The 23,929-nt window shown below is 67.0% G+C and carries 20 protein-coding genes; 4 read left to right on the forward strand and 16 right to left on the reverse strand.

Annotated features, from left to right (window positions below; translation table 11 throughout):
- Positions 1-17: 17 nt before the first annotated feature.
- Positions 18-1,814 (forward strand): biosynthetic-type acetolactate synthase large subunit, encoded by a 1,797-nt coding sequence (gene ilvB, locus GFK26_RS20595; RefSeq protein ID WP_153283613.1) that lies wholly within the window; start codon positions 18-20, stop codon positions 1,812-1,814.
- 157 nt (positions 1,815-1,971) lie between these two features.
- On the opposite strand, the gene GFK26_RS20600 is transcribed toward ilvB, so the two are convergent.
- From GFK26_RS20600 to GFK26_RS20630, 7 genes are all read right to left on the reverse strand, one after another.
- A complete protein-coding gene (locus tag GFK26_RS20600; protein WP_228121719.1) occupies positions 1,972-3,693 on the reverse strand; it encodes a hypothetical protein in 1,722 nt (573 codons plus the stop codon).
- 100 nt (positions 3,694-3,793) lie between these two features.
- On the reverse strand, positions 3,794-5,455 hold the full coding sequence (locus GFK26_RS20605; protein ID WP_153283614.1) for an ABC transporter ATP-binding protein: 1,662 nt from the start codon (positions 5,453-5,455) through the stop codon (positions 3,794-3,796).
- Positions 5,452-6,267 (reverse strand): ABC transporter permease, encoded by an 816-nt coding sequence (locus tag GFK26_RS20610; RefSeq protein WP_153283615.1) that lies wholly within the window; start codon positions 6,265-6,267, stop codon positions 5,452-5,454. Before GFK26_RS20610 ends, GFK26_RS20605 begins: the two co-directional genes overlap by 4 nt.
- Positions 6,264-7,208 carry an ABC transporter permease gene (locus GFK26_RS20615; protein ID WP_153283616.1) on the reverse strand — a complete coding sequence of 315 codons (945 nt, stop codon included), beginning with the start codon at positions 7,206-7,208 and terminating at the stop codon, positions 6,264-6,266. The genes GFK26_RS20610 and GFK26_RS20615 overlap by 4 nt, the downstream gene beginning before the upstream one ends.
- 15 nt (positions 7,209-7,223) lie before the next feature.
- Positions 7,224-8,705, reverse strand: a complete 1,482-nt coding sequence (locus GFK26_RS20620; protein WP_153283617.1) for an ABC transporter substrate-binding protein — start codon at positions 8,703-8,705, stop codon at positions 7,224-7,226.
- Positions 8,706-8,865: 160 nt separating this feature from the next.
- Entirely contained in the window at positions 8,866-9,963 is a 1,098-nt protein-coding gene (locus GFK26_RS20625) for a C45 family autoproteolytic acyltransferase/hydolase (protein WP_153283618.1), read from the reverse strand.
- A gap of 53 nt (positions 9,964-10,016) precedes the next feature.
- Positions 10,017-11,375, reverse strand: a complete 1,359-nt coding sequence (locus GFK26_RS20630; RefSeq protein ID WP_228121720.1) for an aspartate aminotransferase family protein — start codon at positions 11,373-11,375, stop codon at positions 10,017-10,019.
- A 164-nt stretch (positions 11,376-11,539) separates the two neighbouring features.
- Between GFK26_RS20630 and GFK26_RS20635 the strand changes: the two genes are divergently transcribed.
- Positions 11,540-12,487 carry a GntR family transcriptional regulator gene (locus GFK26_RS20635; RefSeq protein ID WP_153283619.1) on the forward strand — a complete coding sequence of 316 codons (948 nt, stop codon included), beginning with the start codon at positions 11,540-11,542 and terminating at the stop codon, positions 12,485-12,487.
- A 167-nt stretch (positions 12,488-12,654) separates the two neighbouring features.
- Here GFK26_RS20635 and GFK26_RS20640 read toward each other — a convergent pair whose 3' ends face one another.
- Positions 12,655-13,038, reverse strand: a complete 384-nt coding sequence (locus GFK26_RS20640) for a response regulator (protein ID WP_153283620.1) — start codon at positions 13,036-13,038, stop codon at positions 12,655-12,657.
- A gap of 231 nt (positions 13,039-13,269) precedes the next feature.
- Here GFK26_RS20640 and GFK26_RS20645 point away from each other — a divergent pair, with 231 nt between their 5' ends.
- A complete protein-coding gene (locus tag GFK26_RS20645; RefSeq protein ID WP_153283621.1) occupies positions 13,270-14,067 on the forward strand; it encodes an acetoacetate decarboxylase family protein in 798 nt (265 codons plus the stop codon).
- A 46-nt stretch (positions 14,068-14,113) separates the two neighbouring features.
- Positions 14,114-14,929, forward strand: a complete 816-nt coding sequence (locus tag GFK26_RS20650; RefSeq protein ID WP_153283622.1) for a helix-turn-helix transcriptional regulator — start codon at positions 14,114-14,116, stop codon at positions 14,927-14,929.
- Positions 14,930-15,121: 192 nt separating this feature from the next.
- Here GFK26_RS20650 and GFK26_RS20655 read toward each other — a convergent pair whose 3' ends face one another.
- The 8 genes from GFK26_RS20655 to GFK26_RS20690 form a co-directional block, all read right to left on the reverse strand.
- Positions 15,122-16,720 carry an Ig-like domain-containing protein gene (locus tag GFK26_RS20655; protein ID WP_194273920.1) on the reverse strand — a complete coding sequence of 533 codons (1,599 nt, stop codon included), beginning with the start codon at positions 16,718-16,720 and terminating at the stop codon, positions 15,122-15,124.
- A 1,285-nt stretch (positions 16,721-18,005) separates the two neighbouring features.
- A complete protein-coding gene (locus tag GFK26_RS20660) occupies positions 18,006-18,560 on the reverse strand; it encodes a 3'-5' exonuclease (RefSeq protein ID WP_153283623.1) in 555 nt (184 codons plus the stop codon).
- Positions 18,560-19,102: a Mov34/MPN/PAD-1 family protein gene (locus tag GFK26_RS20665; RefSeq protein ID WP_153283624.1), complete on the reverse strand. Its 543-nt coding sequence runs from the start codon at positions 19,100-19,102 to the stop codon at positions 18,560-18,562. Before GFK26_RS20665 ends, GFK26_RS20660 begins: the two co-directional genes overlap by 1 nt.
- A complete protein-coding gene (locus GFK26_RS20670; protein ID WP_153283625.1) occupies positions 19,077-20,810 on the reverse strand; it encodes a ThiF family adenylyltransferase in 1,734 nt (577 codons plus the stop codon). Before GFK26_RS20670 ends, GFK26_RS20665 begins: the two co-directional genes overlap by 26 nt.
- Positions 20,803-22,053, reverse strand: coding sequence for a nucleotidyltransferase (locus tag GFK26_RS20675; protein WP_153283626.1), 1,251 nt, complete (start codon positions 22,051-22,053; stop codon positions 20,803-20,805). The genes GFK26_RS20670 and GFK26_RS20675 overlap by 8 nt, the downstream gene beginning before the upstream one ends.
- A 13-nt stretch (positions 22,054-22,066) precedes the next feature.
- On the reverse strand, positions 22,067-23,185 hold the full coding sequence (locus GFK26_RS20680) for an SAVED domain-containing protein (RefSeq protein WP_153283627.1): 1,119 nt from the start codon (positions 23,183-23,185) through the stop codon (positions 22,067-22,069).
- Positions 23,186-23,265: 80 nt separating this feature from the next.
- A complete protein-coding gene (locus tag GFK26_RS20685; RefSeq protein ID WP_153283628.1) occupies positions 23,266-23,745 on the reverse strand; it encodes a hypothetical protein in 480 nt (159 codons plus the stop codon).
- A gap of 4 nt (positions 23,746-23,749) precedes the next feature.
- Positions 23,750-23,929 carry a hypothetical protein gene (locus tag GFK26_RS20690; RefSeq protein WP_153283629.1) on the reverse strand — a complete coding sequence of 60 codons (180 nt, stop codon included), beginning with the start codon at positions 23,927-23,929 and terminating at the stop codon, positions 23,750-23,752.

A 23,929-nucleotide genomic window follows, 5' to 3' on the forward strand; every position in this document is an offset into this window, starting at 1 on the left:
GCGGAAGAATTGACGGCATGCGACTGCTCGACCTTCCCCCCACATCCTCGCCCTCCCTCTCGCCGGACCTGCCCGAGACCGAGACCCCACCCCGCGTGCGCAACGGCGCCGAAGCGCTGCTCGACACGCTGGTCGCGTGCGGCGTCGACACGATCTTCGGCTACCCCGGCGGCGCGGCGCTGCCGCTGTACGACGCGCTGCACGGCGAACCGCGGCTGCGCCACGTGCTGGTGCGCCACGAACAGGCGGCAGTGCATGCGGCCGAGGGCTATGCGCGCAGCACGGGCCGCGTGGGCGTGGTGCTGGTCACGTCGGGGCCGGGCGTGGGCAACACGATCACGGGGCTGCTCGACGCCATGAGCGATTCGGTGCCGGTGCTGTGCATCAGCGGGCAGGTGGCGACGGCGGTGATCGGCACGCAGGCTTTCCAGGAAAGCGATGCGCTGGGCATGTCGCGCCCGGTGACCAAGTGGAACCGGCAGGTGCGCGCGGCCGACGACGTGCCCGCGCTGGTGCGCCGCGCGCTCGACATCGCCACCACCGGCCGTCCCGGCCCGGTGCTGCTCGACGTGCCGAAGGACATCCAGCTCATGCGCCTCACGCACGGCAGCGCGCCGACACCGCTGCGCGCCCTGCGCACGGGCCGCGCGCCGCTGCCGCCGCGGGCGATGCTGCAGCGCGCCGCCGACCTGATCTCGACCGCGCGCCGGCCGGTGCTCTATGGCGGCGGCGGGCTCATCAACTCGGGGCCGGCGGCCTGCGAGGCGTTCACGCAGCTCGTGCACCGGCTGCACGCGCCGTGCACGCTCACGCTGATGGGGCTGGGCGCGTTCCCCGCGTCCGATCCGAAGTTCGTCGGCATGCTGGGCATGCACGGCATGCTCGAAGCCAACCTCGCGATGCACGAGGCTGACCTGGTGGTGTGCGTGGGCGCGCGTTTCGACGACCGCGTGACGGGCAAGCTCGACGAGTTCTGTCCGCACGCCCGCAAGATCCACATCGACATCGACCCCGGCAGCATCAACAAGGTGGTGCACGTCGACGTGCCGATGGTGGGCGACTGCGGCGCCATCGTCGAAGCGCTGCTGGGGCTGCTGCCTAAAGAGTTTGCGCCCGAGCGGCTGGCGCCGTGGTGGGCGCGCATCGGGCGCTGGCGCGCCGAAGACTGCCTGGCTTTCACGCCGTCGACCGAAGAAATCCTGCCGCAGCACCTCATGTCGTCACTGCAGCGGGCCATCGCGGGGCGCGATGCGATCGTCTCGACCGACGTGGGCCAGCACCAGATGTGGGCCGCGCAGTACCTGCGCTTCGACAGCCCGCGCCACTGGCTCACCTCGGGCGGTGCCGGCACCATGGGTTATGGGCTGCCCGCGGCCATCGGCGCGCAGATCGCGCACCCTGATGCGCTCACGGTGTGCGTGAGCGGCGATGCGTCGGTGCTGATGAACATCCAGGAACTGTCGACGGCGATGCAGCACGGCACGGCGGTGAAGCTGGTGCTGAGCAACAACGGCTACATGGGCATGGTGCGCCAGTGGCAGGAACTGAACCACGGCAATCGGCTGAGCCACAGCTGGAACGAGGCGCTGCCTGATTTCGTGGCGTTGGCGAAGGCTTTTGGGTGGGGGGCGCGGCGGGTGTCCGATCCGGCGGAGCTGGAAGAGGCGCTGGCCGAATGCCTGGAGAGCAAGGGGCCGTTCTTTCTCGACGTGCAGGTGGCGGCGCAGGAGAACTGTTTTCCGATGATGCCGTCGGGGTGTGGGCATCACCGGGTGATGCTCGCGAAGGACCGGTGGTACGAAGACGAAGGTTGAGGCCCCGCGAGGTTGATGGGCCGTCGGCCCTCACCCTAACCCTCTCCCCGCAAGGGGAGAGGGGACAACACGGACAAGCCCGTCTTACTCCCTCTCCCTCTGGGAGAGGGTTGGGGTGAGGGCATCGGCCTCCAACGAAGCGCAGCCCTCCCTCAAATCAAGAATGCCCATCCACCCGCATCTGGAACAGAAAGTACGGCGGAATGCACGCCCCGCGTCCTTCCGGCTGCCCCTCCGCCTGCGCGCAGATGTAGTCCTCACGACAAGGCTTCTGCGCCGAGCAACTGCGCAGATTCCCCGGTCGCGTGTGCTTGCTCAGGCAATCGCCAAACGGCTGCTTCGCCGCCAGGCACTGGTTGAAGTCGCTGAGGATGGCGATGCCCCCGCAGGTGCCGTTCGGGTCTTTCGGATCGCAGCGGCCCGAGCACATGCCACCGGGGAAGCCGACCGAGGTTTTCTCGCACACCGAATCCGCGCCCTCGCAAGTCGTGGCTGCGGTGCGCGGCAGTTTCTGCGCGCGATCACGCCACGGGTCGGCCGATGCGGTGATGCGCGTGGGCTCGCAACTCGCGCCCACGGTGGCCTTCTCGGGCGCGTCATTCGAATCGTCTGGCGCGGCCAGTGGCCGGAACGGGTCGGGCACGGGCGTTGTCAGCGCCGCCTTCACATAGCGTTCGCGCCGCGCCAGTTCATCCTGCAGATGCGGCGAGTGCGGCAGCGCGAGGGCGTTGCCGGTCGTGAAGGTGCGCGAGGCGCCGCGCCGGTCCAGGCCCAGCAGGTGAAAGCCCGCGACCGCGCGGCTCTGGTGGCAACCCGCGCAGCTCAGGTCATCGAGCCGGCGCAGCACGGCCTGCGGTGACTGCAGCGTGCGGCTGCCGGGCACGGGCTGCCAGTCGCCGGGCGCGAACAGCTGTTCGAAGGGGCGGTTCGCCAGGCGCTCAAGCCCACGCGGCGCGACGGAGACAGACTCGGTCGCCAGAAAACGATCGGGGATGCGCACGGTGGCGCTGTCGAGCGCGCGCAGCGTGTCGGGCTGCTGCAGCCATTGCAGCAGCGCCTTGCGCAGCGGCACGTCGGCCTTGAGCTTCGCGATGTCGGGCGTGTTCTCCAACGGGCCTGCGTCGAAGCGCTGCGCGCCCGCGTTCCAGCGGAAGGCGCGCAGCAGGTACTCGGCATGGCCGCCGAGGTCGGGCCGCACGGCCGAGGGCCAGCGCACGCTCTGCAGGTTGGTCGTCACCTGCGCGATGCGGGCCTGCGCAAGCTGCTGCGGCGCGAGCGGGCCGTCGGCCGACACGAGCCAGCGGCCGAGGGCTTCGTCTTTCATCGACGCTTGCGGTGGTTGCCAGCGTCGCGCGGCACTGGCGCAGCTGCCATCGGCATCGGGTGCATCGCCGCGCAGTTCGACGGCGACGGTCATCGGCAGGCGCGACTGCATCGCGGCCGAGCGGTACGCGAGCCGGTACACGAGCCGTGTCTCGCCGCAGGCGCCGGGCTGGAAGGGGCGGCGGTCCATGCGGTTGGCGACGCCGACCAGTTCGAAGAAGGCGTCGGGGCTGGCAAGCCAGCGCGCGTCGAAGATCCGGTGCGGGTAGCGTGCGATGCCGACGCCGGCTTGCGGGTCGCGGCGCTGCAGGGCGGCGAGGCTGCCCTTCAGCGGATCGGCGATCGATTGCCAGGCCGGCGAGCGCACGAGCGCTTGATTGGTGGCGATGCCGCTCGCAGCAGAGGGCACGTTGAACCAGCGGCCGAAACCGGCGCCGGATTTCTCGGCGGCCTGCAGCGCGACGGGCGAGGTGACGAGCAGCACCGGGTCGGCGGCATGGGCGAAGGAGGACGCGAGCGCGAGGCCGGCGATCAGGAGGTGAAGTAGGCGTGGCACGCGCACGATTGTGCCGCCGCGAATCAGCTCACCAGCATCTGCTGCCGCATGAGCCCCGGCCACGGCAACGCCCTGCGGATCGCCCCACCGTTCCAGCGCTTCACGCAAACACTTTCTCGCGCGGACGGGAGACAGCTTCGTCCAGCGACGCGAGCGGCCGTGGCGTGGCCGCCAGCAGCGCCCGCGTGTACGCATGGCTCGGCTGGTCGAACACGGCATCGCGCGGGCCTTGCTCGACGATGCGGCCGCGCTCCATCACGACGACGCGGTCGGCGATCTGCTCGACGGCCGCCAGGTCGTGGCTGATGAACAGGCACGCAAAGCCGTGGTGCGCCTGCAGGCTCTGAAAGAGGCGCAGCACTTGCGCCTGGATGGTCATGTCGAGCGCGGACACGGGCTCGTCGGCCACCACGAAGGCGGGCCGGCGCACCAGCGCGCGTGCAATCGCCACACGCTGGCGCTGGCCGCCCGAGAGCTCGTGCGGGTAGCGCGCGCCCAGGCCGTCCAGGCCCACTTCGTCGAGCGTTTCGTGCACGCGCTTCACGCGCGCGGTGGCATCGAGCGCGGGCAGGTGGCGCAGCGGCTCGGCCACGATCTCCTGCACGCGCATGCGCGGGTCGAGCGACGAGAACGGGTCTTGAAACACCAGCTGGCAGGCGAGCCGGAAGCGGTGCAGCGCGGCGCGGTCGGCGCTGCGCACGTCGTCGCCGCGAAACAGGATCTGCCCCGCGTGCGACGGCGCGAGCCGCAGGATGGCGCGGCCCAGCGTGGTCTTGCCCGAGCCGCTGCCGCCCACCAGCGCGACCATCTCGCCGGGGTGGATGTCCAGGTCGAGCTGGTCGATGACCTGCAGCGGCGCATGGCGCTTGAAGAAGCCGGCGCGCGGGCCGGGGTAGCTCACGCACAGGCCGCGCACCTGCACCAGCGGCTGCTGCTGCATGGCCGGCGCCGGCTTCGCGGCCTGGCGGCGCGGCAGGGCGTCGACCAGCTTGCGCGTGTAGGGCTGCTTCGGGTCGACGAGGATGGCGGGCACGTCACCCGTCTCCACCATTCGGCCTTTTTCCAGCACGATGGCGCGCTGCGCATAGCGTCCGACGAGCCCGAGGTTGTGCGTGATGAGCAGCACGGCCGTGCCCTGGTCCTTCGCGAGGCCGACCATGAGGTCGAGCACTTCGCGCTGGCTCAGCGTGTCGAGCGCGGTGGTCGGCTCGTCGGCAATCAGCAAGCGCGGCTTGAGCAGCATCACGCTGGCCAGCATGATGCGCTGGCGCATGCCGCCTGAAAACTCGTGCGGGTAGGCGTGCATGCAGCGCTCGGGGTCGGCGATCTGCACGCGGCGCAGCATGTCGAGGCAGCGCGCGCGAATCTCCGCGGCCGACAGCTGGGTGTGCATGCGCAGGCCCTCGGCCATCTGCTCGCCGATGCGGTGCACCGGGTTGAGCGAGACCATCGGCTCCTGGAACACCATGCCGATGCCGGGCCCGCGAATCGGGCGCATGGCTTTCACGTCGCGCGTGCTCAGGTCTTCGCCGTCGAACACGATCTGCCCGCCGCTTTGCGCGATGCCGGGCGGCAGCAGCTGCAGGATGGCGCGTGCGGCCATGGTCTTGCCGCTGCCCGATTCGCCCACCACGGCAAGGAACTCGCCGGGTCGCACGTCGAACGAGAGGTCGTGCACCAGCGTCTGGGCGCCGCCGTGCAGGTCGATCTTCAGGTGCCGCACGGAGAGCACGGGTGCTGCGGAAGTAGAGGGATGGGTCATGACTTCTCCGTGCGCGGATCGAGCCGGTCGCGCAGCGATTCGCCCAAGAGGTTGATGCCCAGCAGCGTGAGCGCGATGCACAGGCCCGGCACCAGGCACAGCCACACGGCCGAGGCCATGTAGGGGCGTGCGCTGGAGAGCATGTTGCCCCAGGTGGGCGCGGGCGGCGGCACGCCCAGGCCGAGGAAGCTCAGGGCGCTTTCCGACAGCAGCACCCAGCCGAACATGCTGGTGGCCAGCACGGCGACGGGCGCCACGCAGTTGGGCAGGATGTGGCGCCACATGGTGTAGATCTCGCCGTTGCCAATCATTCGCGAAGCCTCGACGTATTCGCGCTCGCGCAGCGACAGCACGGTGCCGCGCACCACGCGCACCACCGAGGGCGCATACGCCATGCTCAGCGCGAGCACGATGCCCCACTGGTTGGCGCCCACGATCACCATCACGCCCAGCGCCAGCAGCAGGCCCGGAAAGGCCAGCAGCGTGTCGTTGAAGGCCATGAGCACGCGGTCGGTCCAGCCGCGCACGAAGCCGGCGACCACGCCGATCACGAGCCCGATGGCGGTGGCCAGCGCCACGGTGAGCAATGCGATGAGGCAGCTGGTGGAAGCCGCGCGCATGGCGCGGCTGGCCACGTCGCGCCCGAACTCGTCGGTGCCCAGCCAGTGCGCCATCGACGGCGGCTGCAGCTTGCCGCGCAGGTCGATGCCCAGCGGGTTGTAGGGCGTCCACAGCGCGGCCACCAGTGCCAGCACCAGCAGCACGCCGATGAGCACGCCGCCCACGAGGGTATGGGTCTTGATCTTTTTCACTGCACCGACACCCGGGGATCGAAGAGGGGATAGCACATGTCCACGATCAGGTTGATGACCACGTAGATGCAGGCCGTGAACAGCAGGCAGCCCTGCAGCACCGGGTAGTCGCGCGCGAAGATCGAATCGATCATCAGGCGACCCAGGCCGGGCAGGGTGAACACCGTTTCGAGCACCGCGATGCCGCTCAGCAGATGGCCCAGGATGAGGCCGATCATGGTGAGCGTGGGGTTGAAGGCGTTGGGCAGCACGTGGCGGCGCAGCACCTGCGACTCGGGCACGCCCTTGGCGCGCGCATGCGTCACGTATTCGAGCCGCAGCACTTCGATGGTGCTGGCGCGCGACATGCGCGTGAGCACGCCGGTCTCGACCAGCACCAGCGTGACGATCGGCAGGATCACGTACAGCAGGCCCTGCGAGAAGTCTTCCGACATGGGCACGTAGCCCACCACCGGCAGCCAGTGCAGGTACTGGCCGAAGAACATCAACAGCAGCAGGCCGAGCCAGAAGCTCGGCACCGACAGCATGAGCGTGGCCGCGCCGATGATGGCGAGGTCGGTCGGCCGGTCTTTTCGCCAGGCGGCGACGAGGCCGGCGGGCACGGCGATCAGCGAGGCCAGCGCCACGGCCGTGAGCACGATGACGGCGCTCACATGAAAGCGCTCCCAGATCAGCGGCAGCACCGCCAGGCCGTTGGTGGTCGACACGCCCAGGTCGCCGGTGAGCGCCTGGCGCAGCCACACGAAGTACTGGGTGACCAGGGGTTGGTCGAGCCCCATCTGCTGGCGTGCGAGTTCGAGCTGCGCGGGGTCGGCGCCTTCGCCGAGCATGAGCTGCACCGGGTCGCCCGGAATCAGCCGCATGAGCGTGAAGACGGCAATCGACACCAGCAGCAGCGTCGGGGCCGTCATGGCGATCCGGCGCAAGAGGTAGGCAAGCATGGCGGCGGCGCCCCGTCAGCCGCGCGCGTCGAGCCGGACGTTCCAGAACCGCGGCTTGGCCGGCGCCCAGCCCTTGAAGCCGGTCACGCTCTTGCGCATGGCGGTGGCGTCGCTGGCGTTGAAGAGCACGACCATCGGCACGTCCTGCAGCATCTGCTTGTGCATCTCGTCGAACAGCACCTGGCGGCGCGCCTTGTCGCGCGAGACCATGCTCTCGGTGAGCCGGGTCTGCGCGGCGGGGTTGTCCCACACCTTGCGCGGCTGCGCGGCCTTGTCGCCGGACACCATCTCGTAGTTGAGCGAGGGGTCGATGCGCGCCGAGTAGATGAAGGCCATGCTCTGGTACTGGCCCTTGGTGTAGCGGTCGAGCTGCGTGGCCCAGTCGAGCACTTCGAGTTCGACGTTGATGCCGGCCTCGGAGGCCATGGCCTGTACCAGCACGGCGGCCGAGTACAGCGCCTCGTAGCGCTTGTTGGCGACGAGCTTGATCGGCTGGCCGCGGTAGCCGGCTTCGGCCAGCAGCTTCTTCGCACCGGCGATGTCGCGCTTGTAGCCGCCGGCCTGCACGGCGCTGTAGAACGGGCTGGACGAAGGCACGACCGAGTTGTTGACAGCCGACAGGCCCTCGGTGACCGTCTTGGCGATTTCGGGCGTGTCGAGCGCCAAGGCCAGTGCACGGCGGATGCGCACGTCTTTCAGCAGCGGGTCGGTGGTCTGCAGCAGCAGCGCCACCATGGTCATCACCGGCGTGGTGTCGACGCGCACGTCACTGCGACCGCGCATCTCGACCACGTCGGCAGGGCTGGGGCTGATGAAGGCATCGATGCCGCCGCTGTAGAGCGCCGCCTTGGCCGCGGCCGAGTCGGGAATGACGACGAAGCGCAGGTTCTCGATCTCGGCCTTCTTGCCGCCCGTGAGGCCGTCGCGCGCTTCGGGGCGCGCGCTGTAGCCGTCGAAGCGCGTGAGCTCGATGTACTGGCCGCGCTTCCACTCCTTGATCTTGTAGGGGCCGGTGCCCACGGGCTCCTTCCACTGGCCGTCGGCACCGAGCGAGCTGCGATGCAGGATGGCGGCGCCGCCGCAGTCGGGGCGCGCCATCATCGTGAGAAACAGCGCGCTCGGGCGCTCGATCTTGAACACCACCGTCTTCGGCGTGGGTGCTTCCACCGCGAGCACCTTGGTCATGCCCTTGCCGTCGAACTCGGGCAGGCAGCGCCAGCCGCTGTTGGGCTTGAGGTAGCGCTGCCAGCTCCACACCACGTCGTCGGCGGTGAGCACCGCGCCGTTCTGGAACTTCACGCCGTCGCGCAGCGTGAAGGTGTAGGTCAGGCCGTCGGCCGAGGTGTCGACCTTGCTCGCGAGCATCGGGCCGACCGAGGTGTCTTCGCGCAGCGCGACCAGGCCTTCGACCACGTGGATGAGCACGTTGTCGGTGTTGTCGTCGCGGTTGCCTCCGGGATCGGTGGAGCGGATGTCGGAGTTGATCTGGATCCGCATCGTCTGGCCGGCACCAGCCGGCGCTTGGGCAAAGGCCGCGCTGGCGGCCAGGCCGAGGCCAAGGGCCAGTGCGGCGGCGGCGCGCGCAGCGGAGGGAGGGACGGGGGCGTGGGCAGGTTCATGGCAACACTCCTGGCGATGGCTGGGCGGGGCGGGCGGATCAGAGGGAATACTCGGTGAAGCGGTGCGCCTTGAAGGGCGCCGGCGCGATGCGCATCTTTCGTGCCGCCGGGTCCATGACGATGGTCGCCACGGTGGCCGACGAGGCACCGCCGGGGCCCGCGCTCGGGCTGCGGCACACGGCGCGCGGCGCGCCGAAGCGGTCTTGCAGCGCGTCGAGCACGTCCTGTTCGGTGAGCAAACCGGCTGCGCGCTTGTTGTGCAGCGCCTCGGTCACGCGGCGGTCGCGGTAGAGCGAATCGGGCGTGGTCTCCAGGCTGCGGTCGACCACGCGCGCCAGCGCCGCCGGGGTCTTGAAGTGGTTGGCGTGCACCAGGATGCCGCCTTCGGGCTGCTGCCAGAACACCTGCTCGGGGCAGGTCTCCAGGCTCACGGCCTCGCCCTCGGCGTGCGTGATGATCATGTTGTTGGAGATCGAGCGCGCGCTGCGGCAGACCACGCCCAGCGCGTTGGCGTACAGCGTCGACTGCAGGATGCCGCGGCGGATCAGCGCCAGCGGCACGCCTTGCTGCTTGCCGTCGTTGTCGGCCTTGATGAAGTTGCCGGTGACGGCGATGCCCGCGCTGTTGAGGCCCGCGCGTGCCAGCGTGCCGGCCTCGGCGAAGGTCAGCATGGCCGGGCCTTCGTCGGGCTGGATGCGCAGCACCACGCCGAGTTCGAGGCTTTCGACGCGCCAGTCCCAGTTCTGCGCGTGGATGAGCTTGCCGTCGCGCGCGGCCGAGGGCATGACGACCACGCCGGTGCAGCCGTCGGGCGGCTCGGTCGCTTCGAGCTGCTGGAAGGCGTAGAGCATTTCGCTGCGCGCATTGAGCGCCACGATGTCCTCGGCCGGCACGCCCGCGCCTTCGGCCACGCCCTCGATCTCGCGCAGCATGCCGGCGTCGAAGGCCTCGACCATCGGCATGAAGCGGCGTGCCAGTGCGCGCGTGCGATCCCAGTTCAGGCCCACGCGCTCGAAGGCGGCGCGGTAGGTGCGCAGGCTCAGGTCGATGCGGTCGCCGGCGGCGCGGCCGTACTGGCGCCCGCGCTGGTGTGCGTCGCCTTCGATGTCGTAGAGGGGGAACGATTCGATGTCCATGGTGTGTCTTCTCCGGGCTTCTCTTGTCTGTCTGTGCGTGCGGCGCGAGGTGCTCAGGCCGCGGTGTCGGTGGCTTGTGCGGTCTGCGCGATGGCGGCGCGCAGGCTGTCGATGATCTGGTCGATGTGCCGGCGCTCCAGCGTGAACGGCGGCGACAGCGCAATGGTGTCGCCCACCGAGCGCACCAGCACGCCGCTTTCGTCCAGGCAATGTTGCGCCACGGCCTGCGCATGCGTGCCGGGGCCCGAGGCCCAGCCTTGCAACTCGATGCCGGCCAGCAGGCCGACGTTGCGCACGTCGATCACGCCCGGGAGGCCGCGCAGGCTGTGCAGGCCGTCTTCGAAGTAGGGCGACAGCTCGGCGGCGCGGGCGATGAGGCCGTCTTCGGTGTAGGCGTCGAGCGTGGCCAGGGCGGCGGCGCAGGCCAGCGGATGGCCCGAGTAGGTGTAGCCGTGCGAGAGTTCGACCGCGCTCACGCTGCCCTGCATGAAGGCGTCGTGCACCGCGCCGCGCATAAGCACCGCGCCCATCGGCACGGCGCCGTTGGTCAGGCCCTTGGCGGTGGTGATGAGGTCGGGCGTCACGCCGAACAGGTCGGACGCGAAGTTGCGGCCCACGCGCCCGAAGCCGGTGATGACCTCGTCGAAGATCAGCAGGATGCCGTGCTTGTCGCAAATGTCGCGCAGGCGCTTGAGGTAGCCGCGCGGCGGCGGCAGCACGCCGGTGGAGCCGGCCACGGGCTCGACGATCACGGCGGCGATGGTGGATGCGTCGTGCAGCGAGACCAGCGCTTCGAGCGCGTCGGCCTTGTCGATGCCGTGCGCCGGCTCGCCGCGCGAGAAGGCGTTGCGCGCCAGGTCGAGCGTGTGCGGCAGGTGGTCCACGCCGTTGAGCAGCGGCCCGAAGGTGCTGCGCTGGCGTCCGATGCCGCCCACCGAGATGCCGCCGAAGCCCACGCCGTGGTACGAGCGCTCGCGCCCGATGAGCCGGTAGCGCCCCGCGTCGCCGCGCGCCCGGTGGTAGGCCACCGCGATCTTCAGCGCGGTGTCGACCGACTCCGAGCCCGAGTTGGTGAAGAACACGTGGTCCATGCCGGCCGGCGCCATCTGCGTGAGGCGCTGTGCCAGCGTGAAGGCGGCGGGGTGGCCGATCTGGAAGTTGGAGGCGTAGTCGAGCACGTCGATCTGCGTCTTCATCGCCGCGCTGACCCGCGGGTTGCGGTGCCCGGCGTTCACGCACCACAGGCCGGCGATGGCGTCGAGCACGCGGCGGCCGTCGGCCAGGTCGTAGTACAGGCCCTCGCTGCCGACGATGAGGCGCGGCGCCTGCTTGAACTTGCGGTTGGGCGTGAAGGGCATCCAGAACGCGTCGAGCGAACCGGGTGGCGTTGTCAGGGTATCGGCGGAAGCCACGGTGTTTTTCTCCTTGGGAAACGACCCGTCGGCCGGGTCGGCGTGGGGCCGATCTTGAAATCCAAATTGTATTTTTGGCGCGGGATGTACATGGTTTTTTCGGCCCAAAAATACAAAGAACCCGCGATGATCGGCACCCAGCCCGTGTTTCCGGAGACCCATGGATGGCCCCGCAGCAGCAGATGCAGACGCAGATGGACAACAAGTCGGTCCCGCCGCTCACCCAGCGCGTGAGCCGCTACATCCTCGACCAGGCCCTGGCCGGCGGTTACGAGAACGGCCGCCACATGACCGAGACCGACCTGGCCGGCCGGCTCGGCATTTCGCGCACGCCGGTGCGCGCCGCGCTGCGCCTCTTGCACGAGCGTGCGCTGCTGGCGCACGTGCCCAACCGCGGCTACACGCTGGTGGCCGACCGCGAGGCGCTCGACCGCGCACGCCGCGAGATGCCGGAAGACGAAGAGAAAACGCTCTACTACCGCGTGCTGCGCGACCGCCTCGCGGGCAAGCTGCCGACGCGCGTCAACGAGCTCGAGCTGGCCCAGACCTACGGCGTGCCGCGCCCGCTGCTGCGCAACGTGATGACCACGCTGCTGCAGGACGGCGTGCTGCGCGGCCGCCACTACCAGCGCTGGGAGTTCACCGAAACCCTCGACTCGGTCGAGAGCGAGCGCGAGAGCTACCGCTTTCGGCTGGTGGTGGAATGCGCGTCGCTGCGCGAGCCGGGTTTCAAGGTCGAGCACGAGCGGCTGCTGGCCTGCCGCGAGCAACAGCAGACCTTGCTCGCGCACGCCTCGCGCCATTCGTGGATGGAGTTCTTCGAGGCCAACGCGCAGTTCCACGAGCTGCTGGCCAGCGCCTCGGGCAACCGCTTCATCCTCGATGCGGTGAAGCAGCAGAACCGGCTGCGCCGCATCTCCGATCTGTCGGACTACCCGCTCGTGAACATCGACCTGCTGCGCAAGTCGTGCCGCGAGCACCTGCAGATCCTCGACGCGGTCGAGGAGAACAAGCTCGAAGTCGCCGCCAAGCACATGCACGCCCACCTGAGCCGTGCCAGCGACATCCTGGAACGCCGCGTGATGGGCGACCTCGATGCGCTCGGCGAATGAGCCACGACACCCTCATGACCACCCACGAAACGACGGCGCCCGATGCCGCGCTGGCCGACGGCTGGCGCGATGGTGGCGGTGGAGTTTCGCAATCCGTCCAGAGCGGTTGTTGAAGAAGGGCCGGGGCTTGCTGACCGAGTCGATTCGCGCGGCCAGCGCGTAGCCGTTCAGCGGCGCGTCTGGATGCCGAGCTTGCGGCAGAACTCGTAGAAATCTTCGAGCTGCAGCGACTTGTCGAACACCGCATCGACGCCCGCCGACAGCGCACCTTCGCGCACCTCGGAGGTCGCGTGGTTCATGAACACCACCGTGCGCTGTGCGGGTGACTTGCGTTCCTTCAGGTGGTTCGCAACGGTCAGGCCGTTGCCTTGCGCCAGGAACATGTCGATCACGGCAGCGTCCCAGCCATCGGGGTTCGATTCGAGCCAATCGATCGCTTCGTCGCAGGTGCTGGCGGTGGCGACGACTTCGCATCCGGAAAATTCCCGCAGTCCATCGGTCAGGGTGGTGGCGATCAGGGGGTTGTCTTCTATGAGGTAGATGCGGGTCATCGGTGCGGAGCCTGGAAATGAAATGCGTGGCCTGTGCGCGCGGGGCGCCTCTGCCAGGCCGCCCCATTGTCTCGACACGGCGGCGGCGCGGAGTCGGACAACGCCGCCACATGGTGTCCCCCGTGCCCACGACACGCGGGTTTGTGCAGCGCATCACTGGCGTACAAGACGCGGGCGCGGGCGGTGCCTATCGTGCGGGGCTTCTTTGACTCCGCTACGACAGGTTGTTCGATGCCGCTTTCTTCCTGGTCTTCTTTCGCTGCGCCCTTCACCGCTTCGGGCCGCAGCGCGCTCGTGCAGGCGCCGCCGTGGCACTACGCCGGGTGGCTGGTCAACGTGGGTTTCTCGTTCGATGCCGCACGCGGCGCGGCGCTGGTGCCGCCGGACGTCGGCGTGGCCACGGGCCACGGCTGCGTGCATTTCGCCGACTGGCAATCGTGCGGCGACGACGGACGCGAAATGCTCGACCCGGTGTATGCGCAGTACCGCGAGACCATCGTCGTGCTCGAGATCGAACCGGCGCGCGGCGATACCTCGCGCCGCTGCTTCTACTGTCCGCTCATCTACGTCGACCAGGACATCTCGATGCTGCGCGGCTGGCTGCAGGGCTGGCCCAAGAAGATCGGCCAGACCTGGCTCACGCGCAGCCTGCCGCTGATCCATCCGGCCGCCGCGCCGATGGCGGCCGGCAGCCGGCTCGGTGCGAGCCTCAGCGTGAAGGAGCGTCGACTCGTCGATGCCACGGTCAAGCTGTCGGGCGAGGCGAGCGGGCCGCTCGGCTTTCTCGCTGCACCGACGATCGGGGCCATCGGCTGGCCCGACCTGACGCAAGCCGGCAGCGTCGCCGTGCCGCGCTACCTGCGCGCCGACATCATCGACCGTGTCGAAACAGGCTGGGTGCAGGGCGAAGCCACGCTGCGTTTCCACGAGCACCCGGTCGAGGAACTCGCGCTGCTCGGCCCCGTGCAAACGACGCAGGCCAGCGCAGGCTGGATGGGCCTCACGGTGCGCGGCGCGATCGCGGTGTGATGAGGGCGCCGCCTCTTGCGGGCGGCTGCGCTACCCTCGGCGGGCCATGACGCTCCCCGCCCCGACGACCTCGCACGTGATCGGCCTGCCGTTGAGCGACGGCACGCCGGTCGAGGTGATGTTCGCGGGCGATCCCAAGGCGCACTTCGCGCTGCACTGGCATGCCGAGTGGAGCGTGGGCGCGATCCTCGAGGGCCGCTGCGAGTTCGTCTGCGCGGGCGCGCCCCGCTCGGCGCAAGCGGGCGAGTCGGTGCTGATGCCGCCGTTCGCGCTGCACACGGCCGGCGTGAGCGCCCAAGGCTTTCGCATGGTGATGCTGTACGTGCCGCACGCCTGGGTGGCGGCGCGCAGGGGCTGGCCGGTGGACCGGCGCGGGTCGCTGCGGCAGGACGTCTGGCGCGACGAAGCGACCGTCGATGCGCTCGCGCAGGCGGCGTCGGCGGCCAACGGCGCGCGGGTCGGCGGGCTGCTCGACACCATCTTCCGCACGCAGACGACCGACCCGCTCGTGGCGGTCGCACGCACAGCGGGCGATGCGCGCGTCGAGGCCGTGTGCGACCTGCTCGCGACCGAAGACGCCTGCCGCATCGAGCCCGCGTCGCTGGCCGAACGGCTCGGCCTGTCGCGCGAGCACTTCCATCGCCTGTTCCGCGCGGCGGTCGGCATGGCGCCGGCCCAGTACGCGCGGCTGGCGCGCATCGCCCGCGCCAAGGTGCTGCTGCGCGAAGGCCACGGGCCGGCCGAGGTGGCCGCGCAATGCGGCTTTGCCGACCAGGCGCATTTCTCGCGCTGGTTCCGCCGCTGCTTCGGCGTGACGCCGGGGAACTACCGGGCGGGCGGCTCGCCAAAAACCGTCGCGTGAGAAGCGACGCGTCGGGTGCGCCCCGAGTTCACTTTCTCGCTGTAAAGACAAGCAGGCCCGTCAGGGCTGCCTTTGCTTCAGACACGTTTCTTGGCCATCCCTCAGGGGAATCGCATCACCCCCGAGGGACGCCTTGTGCGTCAGCCGGACAACTCCGTGAATACGCTGCCGGAGTTGCCAAAACGGTGCCTGTTACTTGAACCTGGCGGCAGAAACAGGCCCATTGCTGCTGTATTCCGTAGGCTCCATCCAACTTCCCACGATGGTGCCATCCGTTTGCACGGCCAACGACGTGGACGACGCTGGTGCATGACCCGCAGCACCTACGCGAAACGTACTGCGCCATCCTTCACCGGCCGCATAGCGCCTTGCGAACGTACCCGCTTCTCCTTCGCCGTCGCCTGATCGGTAGCCGCCCCACAGGGCCATCAGGTTGCCATTGCGGTCTGCTACCAGGCTGGGGACACGATTGCTGTAGAAGGCGTTGTGTGTCGTGCTGACGGTCGTGACGTTGTTCCAACCCGAGCCAGGGGTGTACCGGCGATAAACGAGGTCGCTGCTGCTAGGGGACGCGTGTTGCTGCCAGATTGCATGGAAGCTGCCGGCGCTGTCGGCCACCAGCACCTGATTCAGGGCGTAGCCCGCATCGTCGTTCTCAAGCAGAGCCGGCGACGTCCAGCTGCCACCCGGTGTTGCGAGCGTGCTCCACCACAGGTCAAAGCGGTCTTGTCCGCCCCCCTGTTGGATGAAGGAGTTCCACAGCGCCATCACCTGACCTGAGTTGGAAACAGCGAGCCTCGGTGCGTACGGGTCGCCCAGTCGAACTGCTCCCAGCGATACCGCAGGCTGCCACCCGCTGCCGATTTGATAGCGCGCGACCCAGACCGGCGCGTCGCTGGTTCTCTGAACCCACAACACGTAGGCATTGCCTGCGGCATCCACAGCCACCTGCGGCTGTTCGGCCTGGTCGTAGGTGCCGATGTTGGCCGAACTGCCCAGCCGGACCGGTGCCTGCCAACCACCGGCCGATGTGAAGCGGGCGCCCCAGATATCCGAATTGGCATGCTGTGTTTCACGCTTGCCCCAGACGGCGAAGGCATTGCCGTCGGCGTCGATCGCGAGCGAGGCGCCATAGCCTGCGTCGAAAGCTTGGTCCAGCTGTATTGGCGTTTGCCAGCCGGTGCCCTTCAAGAAGCGCGATGACCACACGCCATTACCTGCTCCGTCCCCTTGCGTCCAGACGACCAAGCCATTGCCTTGACTGTCGAAGCGGACCTGAGGGAACAGGGCGTGGTAGTTGCCGGATGCACTCAGCGTGCTGACACTGCCCCAACCGCCGTCCGCACTCTGCACCGCTGTGCGGATCTCGAAAAAACCGCCGTCGGGCTTGCTGGGCCAGACCATCACTGTATTTCCCTGGCCATCGGGGGCTGTGACAACATCGCCTGAGGTGGTCGTCGCCGCCTCGAGCTGGTGTGGAGCCTCCCAAGTGCCATCGACCGTTCGGAACGACCAGGACTTCTCTGCGGCCAAGCCGTTGCCCGCCAGGTCCTTCAGGCCTGTCCCTGCCGTCACGGTGTAGCGGGCCAGCAGGTCCAGTGCTTTCGCCGGCGCGAACGAAACCTTGTGGCTCGCCGCGTCGTAGTTCAGCGAACCCGGAACCGCAGCGCCCGAGCGCGTGATGCGCACATTGCTGTCCGTCACGGTCGATGCCAGCAAGGCTTTGTTCAACGTGGCCGAAATCTCGGTATTGCGAGGGACGTTGTCGCTGGCCGTGGGAACGAAGGCCACGACGCTCAGCGGTGCCGTGTCGGGTGCGGGAGCCGGTGCGGGTTCCGGTGCTGGTGCCGGAGAGGGCGCTGGTGCCGGTGCGGGTGCCGGGAACAGCGGGAAAGCACCTCCGCCTCCACCGCCACCTCCTCCACCGCCGCAGGCGGAAAACAGCGTCGCTACGCAAACAATGGCCAATGTCTTCTTCAAAACGACTACTCCTCTTTGTAATGGGGAAGATCCGCCTCCCTCTTTTGAAGCGCGTCGAAATGTTAATCGCGTAAATCCACGCAACAAATTCGATGTGCGCGGATCGCCGGATTTTTCGTCGTGGTCCGTCGTTTGTTTGCGCCAAACAAACAGATATCGAGGGCAAGCGGCAAACCCGGATTGACGTCGGTCGGCCAAGGAAGCCCTGGTCAAAAACCGTCGCGTGAGAAACTACGCCCCCGAGCGAGCGCCCCGCGTATGAACGACAAGTCCTTGAATCTGAAAGAAAAAATCATCTCCGTCGCGCCCATGATGGATAAATCGGAAACCTGAAATAAATCAACTACTTAGGTGCATCCGTGTGCAGTGCGTGTGCACTGGTTTGGCAAGTTGGAGGCATTCAGTTGGTCCTACTAGCCACAGCGCAGCCGAGCGCCAACGCAGAAAAACTGGCCGTCACCACTTTGGAGCGCCGGCTCGCCGGCATTCACCACGCGCATCTCGATGGCGGCCTCAAGTCTCTGGTCCGTGACCAGGCTGTGACGCGGACAATGGGCTGTATCAAATGCACGTTCGGCACGCAACAGTGCTAAGTCCGGCCGATCCTGAAAGACGACGTGTTACGGATGCTGGTTATGGCCGACCGCCAGAAGTCGAAGAAAGCCGCGCGCGACAAGGCCTTACTGCTGCACGGCTTCGCCGGCGCATTCCGCCGCAGCGAGACGCGGCGTTAAATCAGCCGGCTGTGCGGCTGGGGCGACGCCAACATCGTTCAGGAACTCTTGCCTGAGGCTGACGAACTCGTCGTCACTCAACTGCTAATCAGGATGCTCTGCGACACCGGCGTGTCTGCGCATCGGTGAACCGACACAGGGTCAACACCGGTGCTCCACAGGTCAATGCCGAGCGCATCTACCGTGCGACGGCAGCCCATGTCTTGCTGCTACTGAAGGCGATACTGCGCTTCAGGATGGTCACCTTGCGCTGCCTTCAAATATTGGTACAGGCTGTCCAGGGAAACCGTTTCAATACCGGGGCTGGCCATGTTCCGCAATCGCGCAAAGTGCTCCTTGGTTACTTCACGCGGAACGTCACTTCAGCAATCACCAGGTTGCCGAAACGTCAGTCCGCGCACCAAACGGAACAACTCGGCCTGGTACAGGGCATCATCCAGAGCATTGTGCGTTCCCTTCTTTTTCGGAAGCAGCCGCTTGGCCATCTGACTGGAGGTTGTCTGGCTCCAGGTACATCCAGTCGCACCCATGTACATGGCCTTGATGTCCAACGCCGTGTGTCCGAAGGGGTTGCTTCCGCAGAAGCGAACGAAGTAGTAGTTGACGAAGCTCCAATCAAAGGGCGCATTGAGCCCGACGAAAACTGGCTTGGCTCCGTTTGGTCGCGCCGCCTCAAGCCAGCTTGCGAAGTCCGCCATCGCAATCGCAGGCGCGGTGCCATCGCGCTCGAGGGCCTCCAGCGACAGACCTGTGACTGCAAGTGCTTCAGGCACCGCATTGCGGTTCAAGGGCTTGAGCTGAACGTAGAACGTCTTGCCATCGTCATCCACGACCGAAGCACCAAGAGAGAGCATGCTGAACTCACCCGGGATGGGGCCGGAGGTTTCGATATCCACTGAGATGTAGTGTTCTCGCATCAGATCAGGGTAACAGCGCCATTGAGCGGAGAAATACCAACTTCCGCCTGCGGCAAAGCGCGCCACAGCGTCGTGCCGTCATGCACCCATACCCCAATTCCCCCCGGTGGCGCAGCTGTGCCGACAATCACGAAGACGAGGCCTGTGAAGGCGGCCCTACCAGCGCGCGCATGGTCTGTTGCCAATGCGATGTCGTCTGGGGAGGGGCACGGCGTAGGTTCCGGGTGGGTGTGCCAGAAGCCCAAGCAGTGCAGTCCCTCTTGGAAGAAGGCTTCGCGTTCTTTGGCTACAGCTGGAATGTCGAGTCGCAGGCCTGTACGGCTAGCCGCCCGAGCCGGCAGCTTGGTTACAGCATCCACTCGAACCGCGTCGTTGCCAGGCGCAGCGGAATACAGCTGCCCCGCAGCCTCCGTGGACCACCAGCGGCGCTGGGCGTGTGACAGCAGGGTTCGTACTCCTTCAGCCGGCAGTTCCAGTGCCCACGATGCACCTGGGATGCGATACACCAGGCTACTGTCAGCCATCTCCGAACACGTCCTCATAGGTTCTGGTCAGATGCACGGCGTCCATGCCGGAGTCGATTGCCGGCACCCTCGGGCCCGGCTGTACTGAAACTCCAAGGGTCTGGAAAAAGGCCGCGGAGCGCACCCAGCTGCAAACCATCGAGGCGGTGACCTTGCCATCAAGTGCAGCCAGGACCCGCTCCGCCGCGAAACCGGCCGCCTGCCAGACGTCCGCAGCGCCGTACGGGTGGAATCCAGCGTTGCATGCTGGCGGATGCACGCGGGTGTCCTCCGGCCACTCGGCGACGTTCACCTTCTCCCGAGGATCGTCAGCTGGCCAGCGGTCGCAGTGCTGCAGCAGCACGACGTGGGCGGCCGCGCAAAACGGCTCCATCCATGCATGCGCGACCAGGCACTTACCCAGGCTGTGCTCGCGTAAGCGCGTGAGCACCGTCCGAACAGCACTCTCGCCGGTGCAGTCAACAACAAGGTCGTATGTGCCTGGCTTGCACTGGTGGCGAATCCAATCGGTCGCAAGGGCGTGGAACGCCTTGACCGTGATGCCGGGAACCTGTCGGCGAAGTCTCGTTGCGAGATCGCCAGATTTCAGGTCGCCAATGTCGCTGGCGCCGAGCAGATGCCGGGCGCAGTTCTCCGAGCCGAAGAACTCCTTGTCCAACAGGTGCAACTCGCCGACGCCCGCACGGGCTAAGAGCTCCGCCACCGGAGCACCCAACGAGCCGCAGCCCAACAGGAGCACGCGCTTCTTGCGCCGCAGGTGAAGCACATCAAGACCGTGATCACGTGCAAGTGCCCAGTCGGTATCCACACGGTCGACCGGTACGGGGACGATGATGGGAGAGGTGAGCCGCACCACGGGAGCCGGGTACACCAGGTAGCCGTAGCAGGTCCGGCCTTGAACGAGGACCACCAGGAAGCAACGCGCATCTTCCTTGTTGTCTTCTATCCACTTCGCGACGGACAGTGTCTGGTCGGCGGCGGAAGCGACCAAGTCTTCCAGCTGCCGCAGTGTCCTAGGCCAAGATCCCGGAACCCAACTTTGAGCGGCGCTTAAGGGCACAAAAAGCGCGTTGCCACGCACCAGCGTCCCGACCGCCCAACCATGTCGTACAGCCAAACCATGCGGGTCCGCCTCGCCCACAGTGGCGACCAACAAGTCGCTGCGCGCCTTCTGGTCTTTCTTGAAGTAGGCGGCAAGCCGGCCCTTGGTTGGGCCGTCGAGGTCCGTCAGCGCCACCCGCAGGCCCGACACGCCTGGAGCGCCACGCGTCGGCTTGTATTGCAGACAAAACCGCAGCCAGTACGAGAGGCTCTCGTCCTGGAACTCGCCGGCTACCCAAGCTGGGTCTGCCGAATCCGACCAGAACGTCTCCAGCCGCTTCAGCACCTCCACCATCGCGTCAACGGGTTCGTCGTAGTCCTGCGGGTCCGCCTCGACGCCATGGCAGAACCGGCCATCCTCCTCAATGTGGGGCAGGACCAGGCACAAGCTCTTGTCAAAGCGAACCTGCGGCGGTGTCGCAGGAAAGTCCCTCGTGATGTAGATGCTGACGCGCTGACGCCCGTGAACTGCATGGCGCAACTCGAGGTCCCATGAGGCAACCTTGCGGCGCGGGTCTGGCTGGCGGGTGCGGGTCGCGAAAGTCGCGCCTGCTCCGTCCAGCCAGGCCTCAATGGCGGCCGCGGCACGCTCAAAGGGTGTCAGGGCGACAGCTTGCTCAGGCAAGCGTGTCCCTCGAACCGGTGCTGCGCGGCGCTTGGGGCTGTGTTCGGGGCTGCGAGGGAGCAGTCGCCAGCAGGCCGCCCAGGATGCCTGGCTTGTGCTGGCTATCCTTCCAGGCCTTCACGCCCGGCTCGCCGAAGACGGCGCGAACTCGCCCCTCCGAGCGCTTGCTGTACTCCTCGGAAAAGAGGGCCTCGAGGTCCTCCACGAGTCGGGTGTGCCAGGTTTTGAATTCCTTGGCGCGCAGGCCTCCGTCGGTGTTCCAACGGTCCGCGAAGTTCTCGCCGGCCCTGCCGGGCAGCGCGGGGTTGTCCACAAACGCAAGCTCGTTGACGTGCCTGATGAACTTGGGCATGCGGTCGATGACTTCGAGCGCTACCTCGATGGCCGAGGAGTAGTTGCCGCGTTCCTTCGCGACCATCTCGTTGTAGGCATGCGCGGCCAGCGTGACGAGAATGACCGAGATGGGCCGTGCGTCGCCACGAACTTCCGGCAGGTTCTTGTAGTAGCCGTCCCGGTGCAACTTCATCAGCTGCACCAGCCGGCGCAGGATGTCGTCCAGGGGGACCTTAGTCTGCGGCAGCGGGTCGACGATCGTCCTGGCTTCGTCCAGGGCGATACCGGACCTGACGATGCGCTCTTGGAAGGCGAAGCGTCTGTTGGCGATGGTGCAGAACCAGTCAGCGAACTCCTCGGGGTTCGACGGGCTCCACACCTTCTTCTCGTCGCGCACCCGCAGGTCGGTCCCGGTGATGGTTTCAGACAGCGGGACGGCCGGCGTGACGTCGAAGTAGAACGGCTCGCCCGGATACTGCAGGCGCCAGCACCGGTTTTTCGGTTTCGGGTCGCCAGCGCCCTCAATGCCATACAGCGCGGCACCGAAGGTCTGGAAGAAGTCCTCGGAGTGTTTCAGGCCCTCGAATTCCGCTCCACACAGCTTCACGACAATATCCAGGTCGAACTTCTCTCGGCCGTCGCCCGCAATGGTCGTCTGCGTGCGCATGGAGCCCTGCACGACGACGTGCGCGTCCGTCTCGCCGATACCCATGTTCCGGGCCACGTGACGACCCAACTCCTCATAACGCCTGATGGCGGCGGCGTGCTTCTCCGGGGAGAGCTCCAACTTGAGCAGCATCCGGGCGATGAAGTCTTCCCACTGCTGGTTTTCGTTGCGGGCGGCGAGCGACTCCAGGACGGGGCGCAGGCGTTTGGGCAGTTGCTGGGGTGGTTGGGTTTGCATGTCCATCGAGGGCTCCAGATTAGGCGGCGGCAGGGGCGAGGGTTGATATGGCGGTGGGCAGGTATTGCACCGACTGGCCATCCTTGGGCATTCGAACGCTCCAGGGGTAGGGCGGTAGCTGTCCAGCATCACGCTGGTAGCAGCGCAGCTCGGGCATGTTCCGGTGGTCGTAGGCCATGCCAAAGCGGATGCACAGGGTTGCGGGGGCGGCCAGCACCAGGTGCACGGTCTTCGCGCCGCGGTTGGCCAGGGAGCCGAGCGTCTGCAGGAACTGCTGCGTGAGGGCGGCCTGATTGGCTTCCGACCAGAGGGCATTGGGCAGCGGGTTTTCACGCGCCAGGTGCACCACGGGCAAATCGGCGAACGTAACGGCGATGTCCGTCATCGCGACTTTGTACGAGGCGGAGACGGCCAGAACCACTTCTTTGGCGTCCGCCACGTCTTCCAGGCCCGTGATGTTGAATCGGCTGTCGTCGTCGGCCTCGTTCAGCGCCTTCCAGCGCTTCTCGGTGCGCTCCCAGTCGTACAGGAGTACGGCCCCTTCGTCGTCTAGCAGCGTCCCCACATAGAACTGCAGCGGAACATGCATCACGCCCCCTGCGACCACTGTCACGTTCGCGCGGGAAGTGTCGCCTCGCACCTGTCGCAGTTGCCGTCGGATGTGCATCAATTCGTCGAGCGCTTCTTCGACCTGCGGCGGGTTGATGGAGAGATAGGGGCGGACGTTTACCGAGCAGTCATGGCGCTGACCGGGCAACGTGCGGGGCAGACTGCCCAAAAGGGGCCGGTCAGAGGTGTCAACCAACCCACGTAGTTCGACGACCAGCACCCGGCGAGCGTCTCCGTCCTGTCGCTCCCGCCAGTACGTCATGACGACCATGACCAGGCCCGCCAGCCAAGTCGCGCACATCAGATACGTGACCGCCGAGAGCAGGTGGCCTGTGAGGCCCTGACCCGTGGAGAACTCCAGGACGTCGACCACACCAGGCAAGCCCTTGGCCTTGATGTCGAAGCCGCTGCCCAGGGAGACGAGCACGAAGCTGCTGGCAGTGATGAGAGCAACACCAAGGTGGCGTGGGCGCAGGAGGAACACCACAACTTGCTCGACGAGGCCCCTAAGCCAGTTGGAGTTTTTCATTGGCACTTTTGGTCTTCTTGTAAATGGGCAAAACGCTATAGGTAGTGGTGTTGAATTATATTGAACACTACCTATAGTGTTCACTCCGGGTGTGGAAAACTTAGGGCGATAACCACTTTCCTGCTGCGGGGGTAACTACTTGACGCAGATTTCGCTGGAGAACCTTTATGTGAATAGCTGAGGTTCGGTGCGAGGTTTTCAATTGCATCCGAGGACCTGTTCTTGCTGACTTGCGTCACCGACACCATGGCTCGCAGGCGGCGCTGGGCGTCTTTGGACGCCAGGACCAGCGCAGCACCGGCGCCCGCCAACATGACGTACACGACGACGCCCGCGAACGTCTCCGGAATCCACCAACTCCAGCCGCCCGGCAGCAGCCGTGCGACGTCTATGACCGGCGACTGGCCAGCGATACCGGTTGTGGTGGACGCCACTAGCTTCCCGACGTGGACGAAGGCACCGGCGATGAGGCCGAAGCCCCCCAGCTTGTAGAGGGCGGCACCCAACTCCCGGATGAATGCCGGGTAGCGATACAGCAGCACCGTGAGGTTATTCAGCATCGCCTCAGTCCTTCTTTTCCTTGCGCACGCCCTTGAAGGGGTCACCGTCCTTCTTCTGGTCCATGAAGCGGCCGTTGCCCGCGTCGCGCTTGGTCCAGGTCTGGTTCTGCGGGTTGAACACTTGTGACCGGTCGCGGACTGCTCCGCGGCGGGCGCCGTCACCGATAGGGGGATTTCTGGCCAT

The organism is Variovorax paradoxus (assembly GCF_009498455.1).
Classification (GTDB): Bacteria; Pseudomonadota; Gammaproteobacteria; order Burkholderiales; family Burkholderiaceae_C; genus Variovorax; species Variovorax paradoxus_H.